Annotated in this window: 21 protein-coding genes; 9 read left to right on the top strand and 12 right to left on the bottom strand. The window is 46.9% G+C overall.

Going from position 1 to position 24999, the window contains the following annotated elements:
* The first annotated feature begins 108 nt into the window (after positions 1-108).
* Positions 109-1128: a PAS domain-containing protein gene (locus tag OXH18_RS18995; RefSeq protein WP_268608952.1), complete on the top strand. Its 1020-nt coding sequence runs from the start codon at positions 109-111 to the stop codon at positions 1126-1128.
* An 88-nt stretch (positions 1129-1216) separates the two neighbouring features.
* Here the strand turns inward: OXH18_RS18995 and OXH18_RS18990 are convergent, their stop codons facing one another.
* From OXH18_RS18990 to OXH18_RS18975, 4 genes are all read right to left on the bottom strand, one after another.
* Entirely contained in the window at positions 1217-1963 is a 747-nt protein-coding gene (locus OXH18_RS18990; RefSeq protein WP_268608950.1) for an NUDIX hydrolase, read from the bottom strand.
* Entirely contained in the window at positions 1909-2523 is a 615-nt protein-coding gene (locus OXH18_RS18985) for a nicotinate-nucleotide adenylyltransferase (protein WP_268608948.1), read from the bottom strand. Before OXH18_RS18985 ends, OXH18_RS18990 begins: the two co-directional genes overlap by 55 nt.
* Before the next feature lie 60 nt (positions 2524-2583).
* Complete coding sequence (locus OXH18_RS18980) at positions 2584-3939, bottom strand: nicotinate phosphoribosyltransferase (RefSeq protein ID WP_268608946.1); 1356 nt, start codon at positions 3937-3939, stop codon at positions 2584-2586.
* Between the two features lie 475 nt (positions 3940-4414).
* The gene (locus OXH18_RS18975; protein WP_268608944.1) at positions 4415-8041 is read right to left on the bottom strand and encodes a hypothetical protein; all 3627 of its coding nucleotides are present in this window, start codon (positions 8039-8041) and stop codon (positions 4415-4417) included.
* A 668-nt stretch (positions 8042-8709) separates the two neighbouring features.
* Here OXH18_RS18975 and OXH18_RS18970 point away from each other — a divergent pair.
* Positions 8710-9069: a DUF4359 domain-containing protein gene (locus tag OXH18_RS18970; RefSeq protein WP_268608942.1), complete on the top strand. Its 360-nt coding sequence runs from the start codon at positions 8710-8712 to the stop codon at positions 9067-9069.
* Positions 9070-9202: 133 nt separating this feature from the next.
* Positions 9203-10777: a mechanosensitive ion channel family protein gene (locus OXH18_RS18965; protein ID WP_268608940.1), complete on the top strand. Its 1575-nt coding sequence runs from the start codon at positions 9203-9205 to the stop codon at positions 10775-10777.
* Between the two features lie 123 nt (positions 10778-10900).
* On the opposite strand, the gene OXH18_RS18960 is transcribed toward OXH18_RS18965, so the two are convergent.
* From OXH18_RS18960 to OXH18_RS18940, 5 genes are all read right to left on the bottom strand, one after another.
* Positions 10901-13132 carry a GumC family protein gene (locus OXH18_RS18960; RefSeq protein WP_268608939.1) on the bottom strand — a complete coding sequence of 744 codons (2232 nt, stop codon included), beginning with the start codon at positions 13130-13132 and terminating at the stop codon, positions 10901-10903.
* The gene (locus tag OXH18_RS18955; RefSeq protein WP_268608937.1) at positions 13113-13247 is read right to left on the bottom strand and encodes a hypothetical protein; all 135 of its coding nucleotides are present in this window, start codon (positions 13245-13247) and stop codon (positions 13113-13115) included. Before OXH18_RS18955 ends, OXH18_RS18960 begins: the two co-directional genes overlap by 20 nt.
* A 14-nt stretch (positions 13248-13261) precedes the next feature.
* On the bottom strand, positions 13262-14500 hold the full coding sequence (locus tag OXH18_RS18950; protein ID WP_268608935.1) for a polysaccharide biosynthesis/export family protein: 1239 nt from the start codon (positions 14498-14500) through the stop codon (positions 13262-13264).
* Positions 14501-14515: 15 nt separating this feature from the next.
* Positions 14516-15229: a cyanoexosortase B system-associated protein gene (locus OXH18_RS18945; protein WP_268608933.1), complete on the bottom strand. Its 714-nt coding sequence runs from the start codon at positions 15227-15229 to the stop codon at positions 14516-14518.
* A 182-nt stretch (positions 15230-15411) separates the two neighbouring features.
* Positions 15412-15771: an STAS domain-containing protein gene (locus OXH18_RS18940; RefSeq protein ID WP_268608932.1), complete on the bottom strand. Its 360-nt coding sequence runs from the start codon at positions 15769-15771 to the stop codon at positions 15412-15414.
* Between the two features lie 484 nt (positions 15772-16255).
* On the opposite strand from OXH18_RS18940, the gene OXH18_RS18935 reads away from it, so the two are divergent.
* Positions 16256-18067, top strand: coding sequence for an ABC transporter ATP-binding protein/permease (locus tag OXH18_RS18935; protein ID WP_268608930.1), 1812 nt, complete (start codon positions 16256-16258; stop codon positions 18065-18067).
* On the opposite strand, the gene OXH18_RS18930 is transcribed toward OXH18_RS18935, so the two are convergent.
* On the bottom strand, positions 18040-18834 hold the full coding sequence (locus tag OXH18_RS18930; protein ID WP_268608928.1) for a phosphatase PAP2 family protein: 795 nt from the start codon (positions 18832-18834) through the stop codon (positions 18040-18042). The two genes, OXH18_RS18935 and OXH18_RS18930, sit on opposite strands and share 28 nt — an antisense overlap.
* Before the next feature lie 809 nt (positions 18835-19643).
* On the opposite strand from OXH18_RS18930, the gene OXH18_RS18925 reads away from it, so the two are divergent.
* Complete coding sequence (locus OXH18_RS18925) at positions 19644-19841, top strand: hypothetical protein (RefSeq protein ID WP_268608926.1); 198 nt, start codon at positions 19644-19646, stop codon at positions 19839-19841.
* A 359-nt stretch (positions 19842-20200) separates the two neighbouring features.
* Here the strand turns inward: OXH18_RS18925 and OXH18_RS18920 are convergent, their stop codons facing one another.
* Positions 20201-20767, bottom strand: coding sequence for a PadR family transcriptional regulator (locus OXH18_RS18920; RefSeq protein WP_268608924.1), 567 nt, complete (start codon positions 20765-20767; stop codon positions 20201-20203).
* A gap of 142 nt (positions 20768-20909) precedes the next feature.
* On the opposite strand from OXH18_RS18920, the gene OXH18_RS18915 reads away from it, so the two are divergent.
* On the top strand, positions 20910-21803 hold the full coding sequence (locus OXH18_RS18915) for a pirin family protein (protein WP_268608921.1): 894 nt from the start codon (positions 20910-20912) through the stop codon (positions 21801-21803).
* Positions 21796-22260, top strand: a complete 465-nt coding sequence (locus tag OXH18_RS18910; protein ID WP_268608919.1) for a hypothetical protein — start codon at positions 21796-21798, stop codon at positions 22258-22260. The genes OXH18_RS18915 and OXH18_RS18910 overlap by 8 nt, the downstream gene beginning before the upstream one ends.
* Before the next feature lie 401 nt (positions 22261-22661).
* Here OXH18_RS18910 and OXH18_RS18905 read toward each other — a convergent pair whose 3' ends face one another.
* A complete protein-coding gene (locus tag OXH18_RS18905; RefSeq protein ID WP_268608916.1) occupies positions 22662-23135 on the bottom strand; it encodes a hypothetical protein in 474 nt (157 codons plus the stop codon).
* A gap of 134 nt (positions 23136-23269) precedes the next feature.
* On the opposite strand from OXH18_RS18905, the gene OXH18_RS18900 reads away from it, so the two are divergent.
* The gene (locus tag OXH18_RS18900; protein ID WP_268608914.1) at positions 23270-23917 is read left to right on the top strand and encodes a sigma-70 family RNA polymerase sigma factor; all 648 of its coding nucleotides are present in this window, start codon (positions 23270-23272) and stop codon (positions 23915-23917) included.
* A gap of 15 nt (positions 23918-23932) precedes the next feature.
* On the top strand, positions 23933-24913 hold the full coding sequence (locus tag OXH18_RS18895) for a DUF1822 family protein (RefSeq protein ID WP_268608912.1): 981 nt from the start codon (positions 23933-23935) through the stop codon (positions 24911-24913).
* Positions 24914-24999 lie beyond the last annotated feature (86 nt).

The following is a 24999-nucleotide window of genomic DNA, read 5'->3' as shown; positions in this document are numbered from 1 at the left end:
CAGCTATCGGAACAGGTGGACAATTTACAGCGGTCCGGCGCTGGTTACCATTCGCTCTTTGCAGCAACGACACATCCAATTACAAATTTGCCCTCCACAAACCCATCTATGGCAGCGGCGGATTTATCTACCGAACTTTCTACAGACTTACTGCCCATTCGTGAAATAGTTCACCAAGATCTTGTCCGACTCCAAACATCCGAGTACTCGGCTCCAGAGCCTCAGCATGATTTGCTAGCACAGCTTACTTATCAAACCGGGCTATTGGATCAAATTCTATCTGCTAGCTCAGATATGATCCTTATCCTCGATCGCAGATTGCGATTTACTTATACGAATTCTGTTAGTCGGCGCGTATTAAAAGCTGAACGACATTTTTTTTTAGGTAAGACTTTACAAGAGATTGATTATTTCTTTTTGGGAGACTTTGCTTCTAATTGTGAGCAAGTGTTTGCAAACGGGCAAGCTATTTATGCTGAATTTACGATTTCAGCCAACCACGAAAATAAAGTATTTGAGTATAGCTTAAACCCAATTTACGGTATCAATCATGAAATTGATGCCGTTATCTGTGTTGCTAAGGATATTACTCGGCAAAGACAAAGTGATCTAGCACTTCAAGTAGCTGAGAAAAATTACCATAATGTCTTTGAGTTAGCGAACGATTCCATTTTTATTGCTGAGCTAGCAACGCAACGTATTTTCAGCGTGAATCAGAAAGCTTCTAGACGCTTGGGATATACTCGCCAAGAACTGTTGCAACTGACTATGAATGATGTCATGATGCCTTTAGCTGACGATCGTCGAGAAGAGATTTTGCAAGAATTACAAACAACAGGCAGCGTCACTTTTGAGCATCAACAGCGACACAAAACTGGTAAAGGCGTTCCAGCGGAATTTAGTTGCCACATGGTTGAATATGAAGGCAAGTTAGCGGTGCAAAGCTTTGTTCGAGATATCACTGAGCAGCAAAGAGTTGAAGCACAACTGCGACACTTGGAAGCGGCCCTTGCCAAAGCCATGAACACAGCAGCAAATCCGATAGATCTTGAAGACACATCAGAAGATCTTGAAGACATATCAGAGCAATCTACAGACATCCAGTGCTCTTGCGGCGAGGACGATTGACACCTGTCTTTGTTGTTCTAGCTAGATTAGTTTGGGGCATGGTGCTACTGCTTCTTGAGATAAGCTAGATGAATTAGATAAAAACTAATTAGATAAAAACTAAGGGTTTATCTTTGAATGGCGCAAATGCGTTAGCATCAAACCGATAGAGGGTAGCGGGGCGTCCGGCCCCACGCGATACTTTTACACCCGTATCTTGGAGAAACCCAAGTTTTAGTAACCGCGATCGAAAGTTGGAATAATCCGAGAAGTTGTCTCCTAGTACTGTGGTGTAGAGCTGATAGAGATCGTTGAGTGTAAACAATTCTGGTAACACTTCAAAGGCAACGGGGCTATATTCCAACTTGTTGCGCAAGCGGCGATAGCCATATTCCAAAATTTGGTTATGATCAAACGCTAGTTTAGGGACTTGATGCATCGGATACCAAGCAATACCGCTGACGCCATCGGCAATTAATTCGGCTTCCACATAGCGCACTAGGGCAAAGTGACTGACTGAAAGATAGCGCACACCATAACTTGTCGAGGCTTCGCGTGGATCGCGATCGGGCCCACCAAACGTATAAAGCTGTTCCAAATATAAATTTTCAACCCGAATTTTCTCAGACAAGACCCGATAAGCGGCATCTTCCAACGATTCTCCTTGACGAACCAAGGTTCCTGGCAAACTCCACTGACCAATGCAGGGTTCTTCATGGCGCATCACCAGCAGCACCAGCAAACGATTTTGATCCGTGTCTACGGAGAAGATGACATTGTCTACGCCCACTTTGAAATCCGCTAGGATGCGTTGCGGCGCTGAATCAACCAGCTTTTTTTGGGTGCGTCCTGGCATTCGTACAGTTGCTCCCGATGAATGTATGCCTCAACTGGAGGAGTGACGATCTCTGAATCTCCCTCTTCACGATACGCTGTAGAGGATACGGCCGGAACCGAAAGATTGGCAATCTCTACAGTAGCTCCCTGTTGCTGTAATGGCTGCAAGTCAGAGTTTGTCAGGGGATACCCCGATCGCGGCACAATCAATAGATTGACCTGTTGCAGCAGGTCTTCTACGCGATACCACTGAGGAAGTTGAGCCACTAAATCGGCTCCAATCACTAAGGTTAGCGTAGACTCTGGCCATTGTTGCTTGGCCCGCTCAACTGTGATGAGCGATCGAGGGCTACTCATCTCTGGACGAAGATGAATATTATGCCGAGGTGGATAAATATCCTCGATTAGAAGTTGCAACATTGCAGCCCGATGTTCCAGTGGTGTCTGATGGGACTTAAATGGATTATCGGATGCCCAGACAGCCACTTCGTCAAACTGATCTGACAGCCACGCCAGAATCGATTGATGTCCAGCTGTAGGCGGATCAGCGCTAGTACCAAATAGAGCGATCGAAGTCATAGGGTGGAGTAGGAGTTGGGGGATAGGAAGCGGAAAGCAGGAGCGGGGAATCGAAAATTTTTAGCCGTTGGACTTGAACCTTGCGTGCGTGTGCTCTGTCAGGGTTTGCAGGTCTGCTGAGATGGCGGGTTGCAAGGTAGCGGGTTGATGGAGGCGACGAATGGCAGGAGGTTGACGGCTGACGGCGGTACGGGTGCGGTCGGCAATGATGCGGAGGGGTTCAGGCGGTTGAAGCCGTTGACCTTGCTTCATGACGAGTTGCAAGAGAGGGGTTTCGTTGGGCTGAGGGGGTTCGTGAATTAATCCCAAGCGATCGCCTGCTAGTTGGTCTTGCTGGTAGCGCCGAAAAATTTGCTTGCGCCCTGGATAGGTTACTTTGCCGCTGGAGGCTTTCATGACAGGAATTTGGTCAATTTCAACTAGCTTGTATACACCATTGACCGGAGCGCCCGTCACCAGTTTGGTTCCCAGTCCATAGCTGTCGATTGTGGCTCCGGCGGTTTGGAGGCGATCGATTTCGTACTCATCGAGATCGCCGCTGGCCACAATTAACACCTCTGGCAACAAGTGTCGCACCTGTTGAGAGAGGGAAACGAGATCGCCCGAATCTAAACGAACGGCTTTGATCGTCATTTCACCCGATCGGACGTGTTCTGCCAATCGTTTGGCGGCAGCAATGGTATCGTAGGTGTCAATTAGCAGTGCGGCTCCTGGAAAATAGCGGTGAAAGGCAGTAAAGGACTCGTCTTCGCCACCTTCTAGAGCGGAGAGGGCCATGACCAAGGCATGGGCCATCGTGCCACTAGGAACCTGTCCCAATTTGAGGGCAGCTAGGACATTCGAGGTGGCATCTAACCCACCCGCTAGGGCGGCGCGGGCGGCCCATAAAGATGCTTGTGGACTAAAGGCACGACGAGTACCAAATTCTAGCAGCGTAGCTTCTCCGGCAACATCACGCAGTCGGGCTGCTTTGGTGGCAATGAGGGTTTGGTAATTTAGGGTATTGAGCAGATAGGTTTCCACAATTTGCGCTTGCCACAGGGGGGCTTCAATTCGCAGCAGTGGCTCGTTGGCATAGACAATCGTTCCCTCCGGTACAGCCCAAACATCGCCAGTAAACTCAGCCGTGCCTAGTAAATCCCAAAATTGGCTAGGCACATGGTCAAAAATTTCGGTGGCTTGCAGAGCAGCAATTTGTTCAGCATTGAAACGAAATTGTTCCAGGTATTCCAGAGCTTGCGCCAGTCCCATTGCAACCAGATAGCCAAATCCCTGTGGCAACCGACGGGTAAATAATTCGAAGCTAGCCTGACGCTGATCAAGCCCTTCCCCCACATAGCAAGCAGCCATTGTCAGTTGATAGAGATCGGTTAGGAGGCTATAGTCTTGTGGACAGAGGAGCAGTGTCTCTTCCATAGGTCGCTCGACGATCGGCAGTTGCACTAAAGAAAGAATGAAACAAATAGACAGGCGATGGTAGAAATTCCCCGGTGAATGGACAGCTTCTAAGGATGGGTGTTTAACAATGAGTATTCATTCGGTTTATAGTTCGTGGAAAGCAAATAGCAATCGCTTTGTTCTTAATTATAGTTGCTTTATTATAGTTGCTTTCACCAAAATGAAAAGGAAAGTGTCTTTAACTATTTGATCGTGACTGAAGAAATGGGCAAGATCGCTTCTAAGGTATCCTCAGGGACCTTAAGACCAAGAAATTTGCCGAAAAATGGCGTTTGTAACGGTAAACTGAGCCAGATAGGGCAAGGCACAAAAGTATGTAAACTTCTGTTTTATTGAAATCAACTAAATAATGACTCAGGTTAGTTGGGGCTTAATTAAGTCAATTCTCTAGATCTCAATTCGTTCAAAAGCGTATAAGGTAAGTTTTTCTAAGTTACGCACTGAATTGAAATGCATCAAATAATTGCTTGAAGATTTCTTGTCGTTTCTCGATTTGCAGGGTAGCACGATCGTTCACTTCATCACGTTCTAGTTGTTCAGCAGTCAGGCATTCATGCTGCAAAAATTGCCGACACTGATTCAAATAGTGAGTTAAATAACCGTTATACCGCTTTTGTCCATTCAACAACCCTGCCTCTCTGTTTTGCACTTGGAAGGTGTTTAAGTGCTGACAGTGTTCTTCCCGTTGAAGATCACTAAGCAACCACTGAATTTCAGCTTTGCGCTTTTGCCGTTCTAATGCGTCAGTTTGTGTATATAGCCGCAACAGTGCGCAACCAGCCGCAAAAATTCGACCTAAATCGGCGATACCGCTGATTCTTAAAGGATATAAATCGCGAATGGCTGCCACTTCGTTGAATGCTTCTAATGTTTCTGAACCAGCTACGGCAAATGGTCGAATGATACCAAATCCGTGATGCGGGTTTTCTAGACTAGATATGGTACCAGCCGCTGAAATTTCTGCAATTTCTCCACCATCGTCGGCGATCGCCCAAGCATAGTTAAACAACCGGTAAGCTTCTTCAAACTTGGTGTCCCAGTCCGACACGGTTTCTGCTAGAGGAGGCGAAGAGCAATCGGACGGACTAAACTCATAGAGATCATCACTACACAAGCGATACATAGCACGGGCAAAAAATAGATAACAAGCATTAGGCCCAAACAAATAGACAACACTGCCTGCATCCTGATGACTGCTCGCTCCTAGCTGTGCTCTTCCCAACGCCAAAACCGACATATCCAATTCCAGCAATCTGTTATCACCTTGACCAACAACCCGTGAGCCGCCTTCTTTATAGGTTTCCCGTAAAGGTGGAATTACTTCAATTGGTACATCGCCATATTCTGCATAACGTACCCGGCGTTGTTCGTATAGAGTTCTTGAAACTCCGCTTTTTTCTTTAATCTTTAGGTAACAGCGCCGTCCTGTTTCGGCATACGCCAGCAGTGCATCATCCCGGAGTTGACGCCCCCAACGCCGACAATCAGAGGGTGACAGTTTGGTTTGTTGAAAACTACCAATTGTTTTAATCGGAACTCCTCCTGACACAAAAGCAGCCATTAGGTAGATCCAACACTGCCATGCTGTATAACAAGCGTAGCTTTCACTATCACCATCACTAGCAGCATACAATCTAGCTTTTTCCATTAAGTAAAGACGATTGGCATGAATCACAGATTCTTTGGCGCTCGAAACCCGGTCTTGCATGCTGCTAACATCGTCGGTTGGAGGGGTATAGAAGTCTGAATTAGCTGGAACATCCCCTGGAAAAAAGATGAACAGTTTTGCTCTTAGAAAATAGATCTGTGCCAGTAGTTTGTAGTGAGGATGAAACGTACCTTGTGATTCTTCGTTGATAATAAAGTATTTTGCTAGCCGAATGGATAGATGTTTTTCGGCTGCTTCCAGTGCTTGCCACGATCGCCGAATCAAACTTTGATGTAGTTGTGTTTCATCTCGATTCCAGGTAAGAGGGTCTTCTCGTTCCCAAGCAATCTTAAAAGGCAAAAACGGGCTGGCTCCATGGGCAGCGATTTCTTGTGCTTCTGCTTTGCTGTCTACCAGCATGAAATAGTGTGCTAAGCAAAGCGTATAACTAACAATCAGCGAACCTGAAAACACCCTAAAAGAACTGACATTTGATTTTGTTTTACCAAAATAATCATGCCAGTCTGTACTTCTAGATAAAACATTGGATACTTTTTCTAAATATATCCAGGCAACGCGATAAATACCTTCATTAAGAAACGTCTCTGCCATTTTCAAATAAGCTTTGAAGAACGTATATGGATCGTCATCAGTGAGCGAGCGATTCAGATCTCGCAGAAAAGTAATGTGTAAAGCGCTTTCCTGAGCAAAGGACGAGAATGGATACGAAGTAACGTAAGATTGTGCAGTTTCCAGCAGATAGGTACGTTCAATCCGGTTGTAGAGAGCTTGAACATAATCAGGTGCACCAATACCGGTATATCGAATTGCCCGTAATCGAGCTTGTAGGGCAGCATTTGCTCCACATAGCAAGCCATCAAATCCGCAGTAGTCGCCCCATCCCACCCGATCGCCAAAGGACATATCGGTATAGTGAAACAGTTTGCCTGCCCATCGGCTTGAATCCATCACTTTGCCGAGTACTTCGTTTTTACACAGCATGACAAGGCTATGCGACCAGACTGGCGAGGACACATTGCTGCGGGGAAAGTGATGTTCAATTAAGACATCATGGGCAATCGTGAAATAGTCTTTGCGCAGATTGACCACACATCCTTTTGCTTGTCTAGACGTTCTAGCAGGTGGATCAACGCTGATATCATTAAGAACGGCGTGATTGATTACTTTAGTGATGTGAGAGAGAGAACCACCGATGCCGGTACTAGTAAGAGAGAAAATGATGCGTTCAAAATCGGGTTCTTCATCGTCGCGCTTTAATTCCTCATAAACTTCTGGAAATTTTTTGCTGAGGCTATTGCGGCGAATACGGACATAAAAATCAATCGTGACTCGATAGGCATATTGTGTCGCAATGTCAGCACAATGGTTATAGTCTTCTTCTTCTTCGCGATCGAGTTCATATCGATCGAGTTCCAACAGATCTCCATTAAGAGATGCATGATCTAGTCCCAGTTCATTCTGGTTAGATATTTCATCTTGATCGTGATGTTGTACAGAAACAGTTAGTGGGAAAGGCCCGCATTCTTGAATAGCTACTGCTTTAATAAAAACAGGAAATTCCTGATTCAATAGCTCATTATCAATTACTGTTTTAGTTAATCGTTTGATGAACTCACGTGGTAGATATTTTCGTCCATAGTCCTGTCGCCCTTGAATGTTGGGTAAACGAATTTGGCCTACCCCCACTTTCAATATAATGCGGTTGATTTCACTCTTTACTAAACTTACTAAGCGATACTCATCGATGATCTTTCGGATGGTAGCATTGCGATCGGCATGGTGGCTTTGCCTAGCTTCTCCCTGTTTAGATTCAACATAACCTAAATGCTTTAATGCAATATCTTGAACCGTTTCTTGCAGGTCTTCATCCGTGTAACTTCTTAGTGGTTCATTGCTGTCAAATGATAGTCCGATTGAAGCATTATAAAACCGTAAAATTTGTTCATAATCTTGTTGATCTTGTTCTCCCCATATGTGAAGCAAAGCCTGCTGCATCAGCAATTGTTCATCACTATGAGTTAAACCAAGCTGTTCTCGCTCATTGGGCGTTAATTCAATCAACTTCAGAAACGCCAGTTGAATTTCTTGTGAAGTCAATATTCTGGGTGAGCCTACGTCACTGGGCTTGGGTTTGGTTCTTCTAGTTTTCTCAAAGAACTGTTTCAGTTGTGCTAGATGGTGAGCCAACTCACCAGTAGCAATAGTTCCGGGTTTATCATCGCTAAGTTTTTCGAAGAAGTTGCGTCCCCCAAATGCTTCTTCCATTTCCTTACGACCATCCCGATTGCCGCGAGCCAGCGTCCCAACTAAATAGACATACAATTCTCGCGTGCGGCATTCATCGTGCTCTTTAAACTTATCAGTTCGCCGCTTACCTTTCTCGTTTTCCATGCAAAGCACCCGAAAACCTAAAAAACTGCTCAGGACTTAATAATTCTTTAAGTTCCATCAGATGAGCATGAGGATCAACAGTTATGTCATCTATTTCAACCAGAGAGTCCCAGGCACTTTGTAGCTTAAATCACAAAAATAGGAAGACTTCTCTATTTTCGGTATTTCTTAATACCTAGAGAATCTCAGTTCTGGTTGTTTTTGGGTCACGAGTGTAGCTTAATCCTGCGCCATTCTAAGCCAGCGCTAGAGATTGACTATGTAAAATCTGAATTACCGTTTAGCGATAGACGGAATGACCTAGGTGGCGGCATTGTTTGGAACAAGCACACGTGGCTTTGAGGAGGCTATGTCTCCTGTCTGAGTAATGCCGCTTTTCTATCGGTGAGAACTGAAAAAACGACCCAGCTAGATATCTACATCATCAGAATAGACCACAGGCTATCATCGTACACCTCTATCTGCAACAGGAGCAAATCCTGCCGCAATCTTCGCAAATTCTTTATTTTTTGATCGAAAGAAGTCAATGTCTAGGTTGAAAACACCAGGAATAGCCAGAACTTCCCGTTTAAGAAACCCAATTTAGGGAAAGATCTGCTTACCATCCAACTAACTCCGCTACCGAATCGATTCAGATTTATCGGCTACTCAAAGCAAGGAGCATGATTGTGGTTAGGACGATAGTCAAAGCTGGAATCGTCACAGTTGGGCTAATGGCGATCGCGATTCTCACTAATCCTACGCGCAAAGATTATCGAGATTATGTGGTCTATAAAACCTGCCGCCAAGCCGATCGCCCTCCAGCGGTTCAAGCCGCTTGCACTACGATTCGGGCGCTGCCTCGTCCCTCTGGACAATGGGTGGTTGATCAGTATGTCCGCCGTCGCAATTACTGGTTGTTCAGCATCTATCTAGTTGATTCACCTCTGGTTCGGGATGTCAGTTTAGGGGTAGGCGGTCATTTCATTGAATTAGAGTCTTCACTACCACGGGATGCAGAAGCTGGCGAAATTAACTTGAGTAGTTAGGACGTTCAGCTAGCAAGTTTAACAGTCAAGAGGGCATAATTTGCCTCGACTGTTTCGGCAAGAACCAACAGTTGGCACCGTCGTGCGATATGATTCTCACCTCTAAGGTTCACAATATGCTGTTTAAACGATCGTGGATATTCTCCTAACGCTTGCTGAGGTTGCGACTCTCATTCTCACCTTCTCGGTGTTGAATTGGCTAATTGGCATTGCAACAACCACCATAGCAACTAAAGTGTTGCCCAATAAGTCTGCTCAACTAGCCGCTCTACGCCAAAATGCAGGACTGATTTTACTCGTTACATGTATTGGGTTATGCCTTCTAGTCGTTGCTGTTAATGGTGCGCTAATTTATCAGGGCAAGAGTGTTTTGGACTATCAGCTTGGTTTGCTCCAAAGCATTCCAACCACTGTATGGACTGGACTAGCCGTTGCTATCACCAAATGCTTGCTATTGCTGTTGCTGGTTAAACTGAGCATTCCCTATTTGCATAGGTTGTTAGATTGGGCATGTGAATTTGCCAAAAACTACGATCGGATTAAGGCAAACGATGACAGCATTGCTGCATTCTTTTCTGCTTTGAAAAAGGCCCTGACGAATAGCGCTTGGCTATTTGCGATTCTTCTTTGTGCTCAATTCCTGCAACTACCTAGCATTATTTCTAGATACCTATGGGTAATTTTGAAGGCATACTTGGCTATCTCTGTAGGGCGGTTAGTTGTTAAAGTGATTTCTGCCTTGATTGATACCCTAGATGCTTTGAGTGCACAATTCTCTAACCTAGATAATATACTGCGCTATTACGAACGGTTCCGCCATCTTGTTCCTGCCCTCAAAAAATGTTTGGAATATGTTCTGTACGTGGGCATTGCAACACTAGTTGTTCAAGATATTGAATTCATCGCTTGGATTGTTGCTTATGCAGATGAAATCGTTCAAATTATCGCTATTTATTTTCTAAGTGGTGTTGTAGTTGAGTTTGGAAATATCATTTTAGAGGATTTAGTTTTACAGACAGAGAACCTGAGTGATTTACAACGAAAGCGACGACTAACAATTATTCCATTGTTTAAAAGTTTTTTGAAATATACAGTTTATTTCACAGCCGTCCTTGCTGTGTTAAAACTTATACAAATTGATCCAACTCCAATCTTAGCAGGAGCAGGAATTTTAGGATTGGCAATCGGATTTGGCGCACAAAATCTAATTAATGATATTGTTTCAGGTTTTTTTATCCTGTTTGAAAACTATTACTTGGTAGGAGATTATATTGAAACAGGACGAATAGAGGAGAGAACTGTCGAAGGAGTTGTTGAAGCGATCGAGCTACGAACAACACACATTCGTCACCCCGATGGGCAATTGCAAATTATCCGCAACGGCGAAGTGGGATCTGTGGTAAACTACTCCAAGCAATATATCTATGCAAAAGTAGAAGTTCCCGTTCCCCATCACATTAATCTCGATCGGGTTTATCAAATTATTGAAGAGGTGGGACAACAACTAAAGCTTGAGTCACTAGATGTTTTAGAGCCAACCTATGTTGATGGATTAGAAAATTTTGGTGAGGAAAATTTAGTTCTTCGCACTCTAACTAAAGTAAAACCAGGTAAGCATTTGAACATTCAGCGATTGCTACGCGGCAGGTTAAAGTTTGCCTTTGATCAACAAGAAATTGCCTTAGTGCAATCGATCGAAATGAAGTAGGCTAACGCCATGTGCGACTTTTCTAAAGTTATGCGGAATCCTAATTTCAGAAACTTAATCTTTGATGAGTTGACCGTACTTTAATAGCTTGCACCATTCTAATATGACCATACCAACTGAGTACTAACCAAAATTCATCAATCTTTTCGAGATGAGTTCACTCTCTCTATGGTGGCAGTTCGTATCGCTATGATGGTCAACCTCATAGGGTTCTAGATGCTGTTCCAGCGGCAATGGTTGCATCAGTCCATCTATGCCATTGATCACCGCACCAATAAACTTAATCTGCTCAGAATCAATCAATTCCTGCATGGCTTCATTGAGCACGGTTTCCTCGCTATAGCCCGGCCGCGTTACCAGTAGCAGCCCATCGGTTTGGGGTTCTAATAGCAGCGCATCGTTATAACGGCTCAGGGCTGGTGTATCTAGAATGACTAGATCAAATCGTCCGCGCCCATCGTCCAATAATCGCCGCATTTCGCTGGAGTCAATAATGGCCGCCGCGTGTTGCTGCGGCCCAACACTAGGCACAAGGTACAGGTTTTCGATCGGCGATAATTGCACACAGTCAATCAAATTGCCGTAGTAGCGCAAAGGTTCCAGCATCCTGCCTGGATCGAGGCTTACATGCAGTGATGCAGATTGCGAGGCCGATCGTAAGTTACTTTCAATTAGTAAGGTGCGTTTGCCTGCTCTAGCCGAAGCAATGGCCAAATTGTATGCCACGGTTGATTTGCCTTCAGCGGCGATCGTGCTAGTGACAATAAGCAATTTCAACAGTCTGCCACCACTGGCGCGTTGTAAGTTGCCGCGCAGTCGTTCATAAGCATCAATATAGGGTGAATTGACCGCTTCAATAACGGGCAGTAAGGGCGGAGCAATGTCATCAGAACCCGCTTCGGGCAACAGGGGCAACAATCCCAGGATTGGCACATCTTGCTGACGCAGAGTAGATTGCACATCTTCTAGGGTATGCAGTGTTGAGTCAAGTGACCCCAACAGAAATATCAAGCCACCACTGACCCCTAGCCCCATGAAACCACCAATCAGCAGAATCACCAGACTATTGGGTCCGGTCGAGGGCTGAGCTTCGACCTGCGGGGATTGCGCAACAACTAAACTACCCACTGTTTCTTCTTGAGCCAATCGCACATCGGCTAAACGTGCTTGAATTTGGTCATAAAATGATCGCTTCAGCGACACCTGCTGTTGTAATCGCTGTTGTTCCAATTGCTGATCCGGAATTCTGGCATATTCTTGGCGTAATTCCTGTTCTGATCGCACAATATTCATTAATTGTTCGCGCAAGGAATCACGCTGCGTTTGCAAACTGACTAGCGTTGCGGCTAATTGTTGCCGTGCCGGGTCAAGACTGCTGGCCTGACGAATAACATCGAAGGCAACCAAGGGGGCCGCTTGTCCACTGCCTATCACTTCTGTAACCCGCGCTTGGAGTAACTGCTCGAAGGTATCCAGTTGATTTTGCAACTCCACCATTGCAGGATGATCGGGGCGCAAGGTTTTGCGGAGTAAATCTTGTTGCGCTTCGGCTTGGTAAATTTGCGATCGCAGGTCAGCAATAATTGGATCAGCGCTCAAAGCAGAAAAGGCATAGGCTTGATCGGGGGTCAATCCCAGTCGATTTTGCAAACTACTGAGTTGGGCATCAATCCCGGCTAGGTTCAGGCGTAGCTCTCGCTGCTGTTGCTGACTGGCAGTAATTGAATTCACTAAAGCTCCACTGCGTGCCGCTTGTAAAGCCGTTCCTTCCAAGCGGATAAATTCTTCTAGCTGACGTTCTGCCACTTCCAGTTCTTGCGAAACTTTGGGCAAGAGTTGGTTGAGGTTAGCCAAAATGCGATCAAGTTGCTGGCTATTGAACTGACGGCTTTGTTCAATCATAGCTTCCATCAACGCCTTGACCACTGCCTTAGCGACTTCTTCATTGCTGTCTGAATAGGCAACCGACACGCGCAATAGAGCCGCTCCCGCCCCTGCTTCTCCGGTTCCCGGATTATTCGTCACCACTTTCGAGCGCTGTTGCAGAACTTTAGGCGATCGATCGATTTCCTGCACTGCCAGTTGTTGTGATGCATTCTCTAACACCGCATCCGATAGCAATGCTTCCTTCGTCACCGCCTGAGCCTGTTGCTGAATGGCGTTTCCAGTAGCAGAAAACGTTTCCGGTGGAGCGCTGTACGCCAAAATGCCTTGGGCAACAAAGGTGACAGAGGGAGGCGGTTGCAGAAGTGCCATGATGCCGGAAATTCCGGTTACGCCAATCAAGCTAGCTAATCCAACCCATTTGTGGCGATCGAGGGCAATCAAGTAGCGTTTAACAATCGGTGGAACCATAGGCGGAAAGGAAAAGAGAGGAATTCGTCAAGTGGGGCTTCGCCGACTCATCGTGCTGACTCATAGTTAAGTTACCCAGCAGCAGTGAGCGATCGATCGCCTGTTTTCCTGCCATGCCCATGTCTGTGGTTATTCAGACTCTCTTGAACCACCTGCGGGTCTAAATAAGTTGGTTGCTGTGGTGGTTAACGAATCAAAGAACAGCAGAAAGCCTAAAACATCGCGAAATGGTTGCGTGAAGGTGTTGAGAAAATACGTCAGCCGCGCTACAAAGTTGCGCCCGATTACAATGACATCATTGTTTTCCAACATAGGGTTCTGTGACGTGTCACCCATAAAAGCGTCTTTGCCATCGAGTTCTTGTGCCACGGCTTGCCCTTGCTGTAGATCAAAGCGAATCAGGGCAATGTTGTGCATATCAGCAGCATCTAAACCAGGTGAAATGGCCGCAATCGCATCTACAAAACTGCTGCCGTTGGGCAAGACCAAATTGCTAATGACCCCTCCTTTTCCGGCTGCATAGTTCAAATAGCGCACATTGATTTGGGGCTGAGCCAGCGTTGACCGTGCTACTAAGGTGCGATCGTAAGTTTGGCGATCTTCCGCCGTCAGGGTCGGCACAATGATAATATCGCCATCCGCTAGCTGCACATCCGGAATTTCGGTAGCCGTTTGCAGCGGGGTAAATAAATCAAAATCCTGTTCCACGGTAGACCCGTTGGGCAGCGATCGACGGATGCGGACTGTGCGCAAATCGGCAAATCCTGTAGATCCTCCAGCCGCAATGATGGCTGTTGAAAGCTGAGGAGCCGGTAATGGATACAAGCCTGGACGCACGACTTCACCCAAGAGCGTGACTTGCACAGGTCGCTGCGCAATTAAGATGACATCTACCTGCGGATTCACAATGTAGCGATCGAGGGCCGCCCGAATTTGTTCTCGCGCCTGCTCTACGGTCATTCCTTGAAAATTCATCGTGCCGACCAGTGGCACCAGCACATTTCCCGACAAATCCAGTGTTCCTTGGAAGGATAAATCGGCAAATCGTAGCACGTTGACAAAAATTGAGTCGCCCGGTCCTAAACGATAGCGATCGAACTCTGTTGCGGACTGCTGATGCTGGGATTCGCTTGAGTTTCCTTCATGAGGCGGTGCCCCCTCGCGATCGAGCAGTCGTTCTCTAGCTTCTTCTAAAAGCTGGCGAGTTGATGGCGGTGCAGGCACCAAAGGTTGCCCGAAGGTTGGCGAAAACGCGGCTCCCTGCATTAACCACAGCCCCAAGGCAAGCGGCAAGCTAGACCAAGTGACATAGAGGTGCGCCAGGAATAGGCTCCAGAACCGAGAGTAGCGTTGATACGGGGGGAACATGAGGAAGAGTAGGAGTTACAAGGAGTGAGAGAGAAGGGCTTGCGTGAGGGTAGCTTGTACAAGTTGCCCCAACGAGATCGCTTGTGATTGGGTGCTTTCAAGGTTGCCCAACGGTTGCATTGGAATCAATAGGCTAACGGCAACCCAAGGAGTACGCTGGCGATTGTGCCACTGTGACGCTTGATCGACCCAAAACCAATGACTGGGAGATGCATTGCCTCCGGTTGGCCAGGCATACCATTGGAGCACTGCATAGGTGCGCTCTCGATCCCAGCCTCGAAAAAACCGGGCGTTGACTCGAATCGGCGGTTGGAAGGATCGATCGTTGATTGCTGTCACTGTGAAGGTTAGGCGTCTTTGAGAATCTTCTGTCCAACCGCGTGCACCGTGGATGTCCATCCAATCTACCTGTGGTAAATCGCGGTGCCAGGTTTGGGGTCGCAACATCAAGAGCATGAAGGGCTGTGGTGTCTTGTTTGCAGCATCAGGGGTCAGGGTTTGCATCGACCACTTGTGCCCACCCACTTCCCCAACCTGTTGTTCCAACGTCTGCCAGCCTGGTATCGCTAATCCTTGTTGCTGAATAATTTTGAGGGTTTGAATGGGTTCTAATGCAGGACGGTGGCTCCATGTCCAATTTCCGCTGCCATAGTTAGGAATCACCTTGGCGACCGCAATCGCCAAAATAAGCATCACTAGCAGGAGTTTGTAGCGTGGCGATCGTTGCATTAGATTAGAACAAATCACGGCTTGAGTGTGGAAAATAATTCTGTAGAAATTAAAGTTACTGGAGCGGAGGCTGTTACAGTATCAGCCACGCAAGAAGCCAAGTAAGGAGCTATCTAAATTTCGTTAGCCGTTTCAACAAGTTAGTCCTTTCCTATCTCTTTCAACTAGCATAGGTTTAGAGATCAGGTCATGATTTCGCGAGGCACTCCCTCCAAGGCTTCATCCTCGGTTTCAAAAATTTCAAACACCGAGTCCATCATGGTGACCTCAAAGACTAACCGAGCTTCGGGATGAACATTACAAATGCGAAAGCTGCCGCTAACTTTGTCGGCATCGCGCATGCCTGCAACCAACGAGGTTAACCCAGAGCTATCGATAAAATTAACCTGCCCCAAATTCACAACAACGTGAGGGCTTATTTTGGAAATACAGTCCTGTAGTTTTAGGCGAAATTGCCACGCGGTTGTAATGTCCAGTCGCCCTGTAGGAGTAAGAACGATTACGGTTTTGCCATCCTGAGCTTGATGTATGGTCTGTTCCATGTGGATTGTTATCCTCCCCTGGGACTTACAGATGATTGAGTCAATGGAATAAACAGGACGGAAATCAGGGGTGAGCGATCGATCGGGTGGGTTCCCGCTAGGTTCTTCTGCCTCAAGTCTTCATCGCCTTGAAGCTCCATTGCATTGCACCCGATTCACCTGAAACATCCGCCCGGTTTTGCCTAGGTCAATCCCTGATTACCCTATTAGGATGCCCATAACTAGAGCCGTTCTCTACATGGCCCGAGAGAAAACCAGAAGATGTAGCCTGGAGTTTGAACGTTAGCTTTTGTCATCTCATCCTAACCGTGGAAATCTCTGCCTTCTGTGTCTAATGACAGACTAAGCTTGGGTGTAAATGCTTTTACAGTAAACGATGGGGAAGTCGCTGTTAGACAAGCCGTTGGACAAGCCAAAACTGCTGTTGATATCCAACGTTGATATTCAAACCCGATTAGAAGCAACGCAAAAGGAACGTAGATTGATGGATCGGTTCAATTTCAATGTACTGCAACAATTTTGGACGATCGCCAAGTCCTATTGGTTTAGCGATGAAAAGTGGCAGGCCCGAGGGTTTTTGTTGGGGGTAGTGCTGTGTTTACTGGCATATACTGGCTTAAGCGTGGTGCTCAATAATAAGCGGGGAGTGCTAATTTCAGCGCTTTCTGCCCAAGATGAATCCCGATTTTGGCAAACAGTGATCATTTTTCTTGGCGTGCTGATTGTTTATGCCCCCCTTTTGGCGGGCTATAACTATTTGCGCGATCGTCTCAGTTTACAATGGCGGCGTTGGTTGACCCATCGGTTCCTAGATAATTATTTTCGCGATCGAGCCTATTACAACTTGCAACATCTCAACGCTGAAATCGATAATCCCGATCAGCGCATTGCTGAAGATGTGCGCAGTTTCACCCAAGAATCACTGGCGTTTCTGCTGGTGTTGGTGGAATCTGTTCTAGCAGTGATTGCCTTCAGCGGTGTTCTGTGGGGCATTTCTAGACCGCTAGTGTTGTTTCTGGTGTTATACGCGTTGATTGGCACACTGGTGACAACGATCGTGTTTGGTAAGCCACTTGTACGGCTGAATTTTGAACAATTGAAACGAGAGGCCGATTTCCGTTTTAGTTTAGTGCGCGTGCGCGAAAATGCCGAGGCGATCGCCTTTTATCGAGGAGAAGACCGCGAAGCAAACCAGGTCAAGCAACGATTTCTAGATGTGTTTGATAATGTCAAGCGGCTACTGGTGTGGGAACTCGGTTTGAATGGATTAACGAATGCATACGAATTTATTCCATTTATTCTTCCAGCCTTGGTTGTAGCACCGGCAATTTTTGCTGGAGATATAGAAGTTGGTAAGGTTAGTGAAGCCCAAGGAGCCTTTGTACGGGTGTTTTTCTCGCTCAATGTGGTAGTGGCTCGTTTCCAAGCTCTGACTACATTTGGAGCCGGAATCAATCGGTTGTACAGTTTTGCAACCTTCCTAGAGGAATCTACAAAAGGCTCTACTTCTTCAGCTAACCAGCGATCGGATGATTCTCAAGAGAATCTATCTGTGCAACCATCTGTGATTCAAACGATCGAACAAACTGATTTAGAAAATACAACTGAACAACGTTTGGCAGTGGAACATCTGACGTTGCAAACTCCAGAATATCAGCGTGTCCTCATCGAGGATTTGTCGATGACGTTGTCTAATGGCGAAGGATTGTTGGTGATGGGTCCCAGTGGTTGCGGTAAAAGTTCGTTGTTGCGGGCGATCGCAGGACTGTGGAAGGCGGGCAGCGGCACAATTATTCGTCCTCCGCTAGAACAAATTCTGTTTCTGCCACAACGTCCCTATATGGTGTTGGGCACTTTGCGCGATCAACTGCTTTATCCTCATACTGACTTAGATGTAGACGAGCAGTACTTAAAACAAGTGCTGGAACAGGTAAACCTAGCCGATTTGGATGAACGCTTTGGCGGCTTTGATGCTCAGCAAGACTGGGGTGATGTGCTGTCGCTGGGTGAACAACAGCGGCTCACCTTTGCTCGACTGCTGCTCAACAAACCGAATTATGCCATTCTTGATGAAGCCACTAGTGCCCTAGATCTAAACAACGAGGAACGCTTATACCAACACCTGCAAGCAATGGGCACAACGTTTCTGAGCGTGGGACATCGAGCAACATTAGCACACTATCATCAAGCAGTTTTGGAACTGGCTCAGGACAAAGCTTGGCAACTCAAACGTCGTGATGAGGTTACGCTGCAACCGCCAGAGCAAGGTCAAACAGAATTGCTGGAACTGTCGTAGTGGTTAGCTGAATTTACTTCATGCTGAGCGGAAGGCGGAGAATTAGACTGGTCAATCGCATCTTCTTGCGGATTAGCGGCTGTTAGTTGTGGTTTGACGACAATGCTGACCAACACAGCCCAGGCGATCGCCATCATCCAACCCGCGATGATATCGCTGGGATAGTGAACGCCCAGGTAAACCCGTGTCCACCCGATTGTCACCACAAAAACGCCGCCCATTGCCACGATCAACCACCGCCAACGACTGCCCCACATTAGAATCACTAAGGCAGCCACAAACACCATGCTAGACATGGCATGACCACTGGGAAAGGAAAAATCAGGAACGGGAGCATAGTCCCAGAGGGTAGGGCGAACCCGATGCAGCCATGCTTTTTCCAGTCGATTGATAGTACCACCACCCAGCACAGTCACTAAAAAATAGAGGAGCGATCGCCAGCGTCGGACACTCAAGAGGATCAACGCGACTAGAACACTGCCTGGAAATACCCCCCACTTTGTACCAAAGTTTGTCAGTAGGGACGCCACCCGATCGAGGTCAGACTGGGCAGTTTGGTGAATTGCTAACATGATTGTCACATCCCAATTCAGTCCCCCCTCGTGCTGCCAGATTTTGACTGCCAATAGCCCAAAAATCGAAAGTGGTACGTAAACTCCCAAAAACAGAACCAGTAGAAATTGTCCGTGTCCAGCCCACCAACGCTTGCCAAAATCTGTAAAGGTTTTTAATCGCTTCCAAAATTGCTGCCAAACAAATTCAAGCATTTTCCGATGGGTGATGACACTACTGCTACGGGTACTCTGCTCATTGTGACATTTCAGCCTTAAGTAAAGGTGTATTACAAACTGCCAAGACCGGAGTTCGCAGTTGGTTGATAGGGCCAATTAAAATACTTGCCTTAACAGCATTGTCAGGAAGTGCAGACCTACGCTGCTTGAAACAATTCTTCGCAACAGATGAACCACTCGTAAGAACGATTCGTGAATCGCCCTTACCCGCTCTGTCACGTTCTCAATTTAAATTTGATATTAAAAAACACTGGTTTGAATTTGATTACTTACTTCTGAACGATGATTCAAATCACATTCAAATAATCGAGTTCATCTGAATCAACGGAAACAAGTGACAAATTAGAGATGCTGACCAGAGGGATATTTAGAGACATCCATAAAGCCAAAGAGGTGATATCACTGGCACTAGTTCAGACTTCTCTGTTGGAAACGAATTTATTCTTTAGGTTCGTATACCCTGTGTAAACGAAGGAGAATGATGGGTGAGGGGTCAAAGCCCTCAAATAAACGCTTGGCTATGGGCAAGCTTATTGAAGTAATTTATACTAGAATATCGAGTTGATCTATCAGGTAATTCTTTTTAGTTCAGGAATTGAGCACGTTTTAGCTTCAAATATACGGAGAAGCTTTGTGTGATTAAGTATCTACCGAAAAACCGCATTGCATCCAGCCGCAAATTGCTGTAGGTTCAAAAATTACTCGGGAAACTGAGCGACATCGTTTCTCTCAGTTAGTTCAAATCAATGCTACCCAAATCATGAGTGCAGACCGGAGGTGTTAACGTGGTCAAGCCAATGTTAGGTGACAGTGGTACGATGATGAGAGCCAGTGCGATCGCGCTAGTGGCAACGGCAATTCAAGAGGGATTTACCTTAGAGCAAGTTCTGTCTAAAGCAGAAGAACTAGGATTAAATCCCGAACAACCTCATTTAAAGCAATTTATCGTTGAACACTACGCAAATCCGGTAACGTCAGATTAAGGTGGAATTAGCGATGCGATCGTCGCCAAACGCGGGTAGGGGTGTATGTTTAGCGATTGCATGTTGATCCAATCTACCCGATCTGCCTATTTACACGTTCCATTGCAGTCGCTCTCTGAGCGTTGCTGAATCTAGGTAAGGGTCCGCAGTTTCTGTTCTTCTGCCCAAGGAAGCAAGAGCTAGTTTGTCTATTCTTGCTCTGCTTAGTAGAGAGAGCCGATCGTGCGGTTCATTACTCGATGCAGCAACGCTCCCTTTTTCATGAACTCGGTGAGGAATCACCGTTGAAACAGATCACAAAAATATTTGCCAACCAGCCTTTGAGTGAGGGCTTCATAACGAGATTCCAGTCAGCCAGGTTATGAACCAGAGGAAGACTGATTGAACCGATCGAGTAGGGTTTCTAGCCAGAAAATCTGTGCTCGTTCCCGCTGAACCAGCCAATCTAAAACTAGTTGCTGTATCGAGTGTTGACGAGCGCACAGTTGCGCATCGGTTACAAGACGAGGAACCTCTGATCGAGACGCGATAGCCTCGCATTCAGCTAGCTTTTGGCGATGGGCACTCAATTGTTGCTGTAGAATTTTTGCGATCGTCGCCTCAGGTAACTGTCCGGCAAAATATAGCTGAATCAGTTGAGGATCGCGCCCGGGTGTTAATGGCTGAGGTGTCTGTAACCACCGTTGTAGTTCAGCTTCCCCGGCAGCAGTCAGACTGTACACTTTGCGATTGGGGCGATCGATTTGAATTTCGACTTGACAGGTAATCCACTCTTGAGACTCCAGCTTGTCAAGGGTGCGATAGATTTGGGCTTGGTCGGCTGGCCAAAGATGGGCGATCGTTTGGTTGAAACACTCGGTTTTGAGGTCATAACCTGTGCGTTGCTGTTGTTGCAGCAGCCCTAAAATCACATGAGCAAGGGACATGGCTAGTTTTCCGTCTCGATAAGGGTAGGAGAGCCGTATCGTTAATCAATTTTATAACTGAACTGGCTAATATATGATTAGTCATATATGGGAAAGGATTCATCAAGGATCACTCCGCTAGAAGTAACCTAGGAGGAACGTCATGACCACGCCAATGCAACTCGGTCGCACGGTGGCTGGAACAGTTAGCAGCGTTGAGACGATGGAAGGGGCAGGATTTATTGTTCGCCGTCCCTTTCCAAAAAGCAGCTTCTCGGAGTTCGATCCCTTTTTGCTATTGGATGAATTGGGCCCAGTTGACCTCAAGCCCGGTGAAGCCAAAGGCGCTCCTGATCATCCACATCGTGGATTTGAAACCGTGACCTATTTGCTTGCGGGTCAGTTAGAGCACAAAGATTCTCAGGGGCACACTGGGAAACTGGGCCCCGGAGATGTGCAATGGATGACGGCTGGGGCCGGTGTGGTGCACTCGGAAATGCCAGCCTCCGATTTTGTCCGCACGGGTGGACATTTGCACGGACTTCAATTGTGGGTGAACTTACCCCAACGCGACAAAATGATCGCCCCACACTATCAAGACATTGCTGCCGATCGTATTCCCACCGTTCAAACAGAAGATGGCTTAGCCACCGTTAAAGTGATTGCTGGAGAAGCCTTAGGAGCCAAAGCCGTCATTGAAACGCGAACGCCAATTGTCTATTTACATTGGACACTACAACCGGGTGCGACGATCATTCAACCCATCCCTAGTCACTACAATGCATTTGCCTACGTCTTAGACGGAGAGGGACGCTTTGGAGTCGATCAAGAACTGGCTGGGGATGGCAAGATGGTGCTGTTTGCCTCCAATGGTGATACAGTCACGATTGCTAATCCAGCAGCAAGTCACACTGAGTTGAATGTATTGTTGATTGCGGGCGTACCGCTAAATGAACCGATCGTGCGCTATGGCCCGTTTGTGATGAACACCAACGCTGAAATTGTCCAAGCCATTGAAGATTACCGCCACGGAAGGATGGGTACAATTCATGTTTAAGCCTTCAACCGCTCGATCGCACAGATCCTGGCGTACAGCCCAATCTTATACTGGAACATTGCTTTCATCCGCTGTCCGTCAACAGTTACAGTCCCTACGCACAGCCCTATTAAGGCTTCATCGTGTATTGCTAGATGGAGAACGGCTCACGTATGAACAAGTGCGTGGACGAGTTGCTAATAGTGGCGAATTGCTTCAATTAGTGATTCACCATGAGCAGTTTGCTTGGTTGCACCCGCTGTCTGAGTTGATTGTGCAAATCGATGAAACCTTGAGAACCGATGAGCCGATCGCCTCCGAGGAGATTGAGTCCTTGATTGATCGCATTCGTCAGTTAATTCTTTCCCCAGATCCTCCTGAATTTGGGACCAAGTATCATCTATCTCTACAGCGCAATCCAGATGCAGTATTGGCTCATGCAGATATTGTGCCACTGCTTACGGTGAAGCAAGGCTAGATGAACAAGTAGATGAGTGGATGGATGATTACCTCAATCACCATCCTATTAACCCGGCAACTGTTGTCATGACATCTGCCCTCACCCTAAATCCCTCAATCTCTGGGAGAGGGACTTCCGATCCGGCTTCCCTTCTTCTTTTCTGGGAGCAGGGGCTGGGGGATGAGGGGGGCGGAATGCAAGATCAAATTGCCGGGTTAATCACTTCCTCCAAGCAGGGAGTAGAGGAGCCAGATTAGAGTTCCTCGCCCTTTGGCAGAAGAATTGAGGGAGAGGAGGGGAGAGGTCTTCACAACCATTGCCGGGTGACTAGGTAGTGCTTTCGTACCAACTCGATTCAAGGCTCGATCACGGCTGCATCACTCGCGACGATCGGGCCTTGGTTTTTTCGATTAGTGGGTCTACTTGGCTGATGATTTACGCGAACCACGACGACCGCCACCTCGTTTGGCGCTGGCAGGTTTACTGACGCTAAGATAGCGTTTAAGGGTGGAACCACTGATTTCGATGCCTTGGCTGCCCAGCATTTCTGCAACTTCTGCATGAGTATAGCCTTTGTCTAAGGCTCCTTCAATGCTGGACTGGAGTTGGGCGATCGTTTGCAGCAGATTCAGCGATTGGGTTTCTTTCACAGGAACCGACTCAAGGGCTGATTTTGCGGCACTCAATGAGGCTTGAGACACAGCCTTGGTGCTTCGAGAGCGTGCTCTTGTGGGAGTGGCGGTGGTGTCTGCTACCTCTTCGGTGACAACAGTCGTTGGTTCTTCGGACGAAACTGGCTGTTCTGCTTTGGTGGTGCGCTTGCCGCCTCGTGTAGATTTCGTGGTCGATCGAGTAGTAGACTTAGCAGCAGATCTGCCCTTGGTCGGTGGCATAATGGTTAATTCCTCAATATTCAATCAAAGGTAAAGAAACTAAACAGTTCACTGGATGCTTCATTCTAACGGACATTAACAAATTCAGGATCGTATTCATAAAAAATAATTGAACTTTTTGGTTTGAGGTTCCAATGAGCGAGTTTGATGAACAGTTGCGGCAGTTAGTCATAGAAGCCTGTAGTCATCCCCCGGGAAGCCTGAAGCGACAACGGGCCCTGACCCAAGTGATTCGGTTGGTGGTACGGAAGTTATGGAAAGACAGTTCCCCCTACTATGCCGATGCCTTGCAACAAACTTGGGTATATTTTTGTCAGAATGTCTGCGAGGGCAAGACGGGTGCAAAGTATGACCCCAATCAGGGCAGTGTGGCAACGTGGCTCAATTTCTACTTAAAGCGACGATTACAAGATTTTTTTATTGATTCCCAAAAGCAACAGACTACTAGGGCATCTGTGCAACCACGACTGTCGCGATCGGGTGACGTTGACCAAATAGACCCCCTTGAAAATTTGGCAGCGGAACCAGCCGCTCCCCCGATTTTGGAAGATGTGAGAGCGTGGGCAGAAGCCGATTTTACAGGAGAATTGCGCCAAGTTCACATTGCTGGGCATGACCTTGTCACTTGTCAGTTACTCATTTTGCGACGACTACCTCCTGAAACGAGTTGGAAAGATCTAGCAGCGGAACTGGGGCTTTCAGTTTCCACCCTCAGCAGCTTTTATCAGCGACAATGTTTACCGCGCTTGCGTAAATTTGGTGAATCGCAGGGATATCTATGAAGGAGGCAAATAATCATGACTTATATCTCTGACGCATTTGAATCAACGGCTCTACCTTTACCAATTCCGCAGGCAGCTTTCCACATAGCCGATCACTTTGCCCGCCAACAGCCCACTGTTGCCAAAGCTGAGCAAGTCCGTCTCAATACGTTAGCAGTTTGGGTGATCAATGACTATTTGCAATTGATGGGCATTGCCACCCAGTTGAGTGCCAGTGATAGTTGGAACCCGGTGATGCAGCTTGCGGCTAATACTGCTGATTTAGAAATCGTAGGTGCGGGACGCTTAGAGTGCCGCCCATGGGTAGATGGGTCGCCCCCGATTTGCGCAATTCCACCCGAAGTATGGCACGATCGCATCGGTTATGTTGTGGTGCAGATCAACGAAACCGATCGCCAGGCTATTCTATTAGGATTTAAGGAAACCGTCGCGGCTGAAGAACTGCCCATTCGAGACTTACAACCTCCTGAAGCAGTTCTCGATCATCTCGATCGGCTGCTGCATTCAGTCGTTGCTGTGCCACCGACAGATACCCAACCCACGGCTGTCACCCATCTAAGCTTGTGGTTTCAGAACCTAATGGATGCAGGCTGGCAGACCGTTGAGGCGCTGTTGCCTCCTAATGTTTCACTCGCCTATGGATTTCGGGGGGACCCAGGCAATCGTCTTGAAACAAGTGCCTCGATTCGACGAGCCAAGCATATTAACGTTGGGATTCAACCTAGCATCCGATCGTTAATCTTGATTGTAGAACTGACGCCGACCACTGATGAGTCTGTTCATATTTGTATTCAGCTTCACCCCACCGACGCAATCTATCTTCCCGCCAATGTGCAGCTAATTGTTCTAGATGAAACAGATACTGTCTTTTTAAATGCTCAGTCTAGAGAGATTGACAATTATATTCAGTTGGAATTGAGTGGTAGCACGGGCGAAGCTTTCAGCATTCAAGTTCAGGTAGGAACCGATCGCATCATCGAGCAGTTTGTGATTTAGACGTAGGTTTCGACTTGGCTTAGCCCTATTCCCCAAATTGAGCGTTGAGCGTAGCCGAAATGTATTTTACAGTTCATTGCAATTTC

Source organism: Thermocoleostomius sinensis A174 (assembly GCF_026802175.1).
Lineage (GTDB): Bacteria > Cyanobacteriota > Cyanobacteriia > Elainellales > Elainellaceae > Thermocoleostomius > Thermocoleostomius sinensis.
The sequence above is the reverse complement of the archived record's forward strand: the minus strand, read 5'-3'. Positions and strand labels throughout refer to the sequence as shown.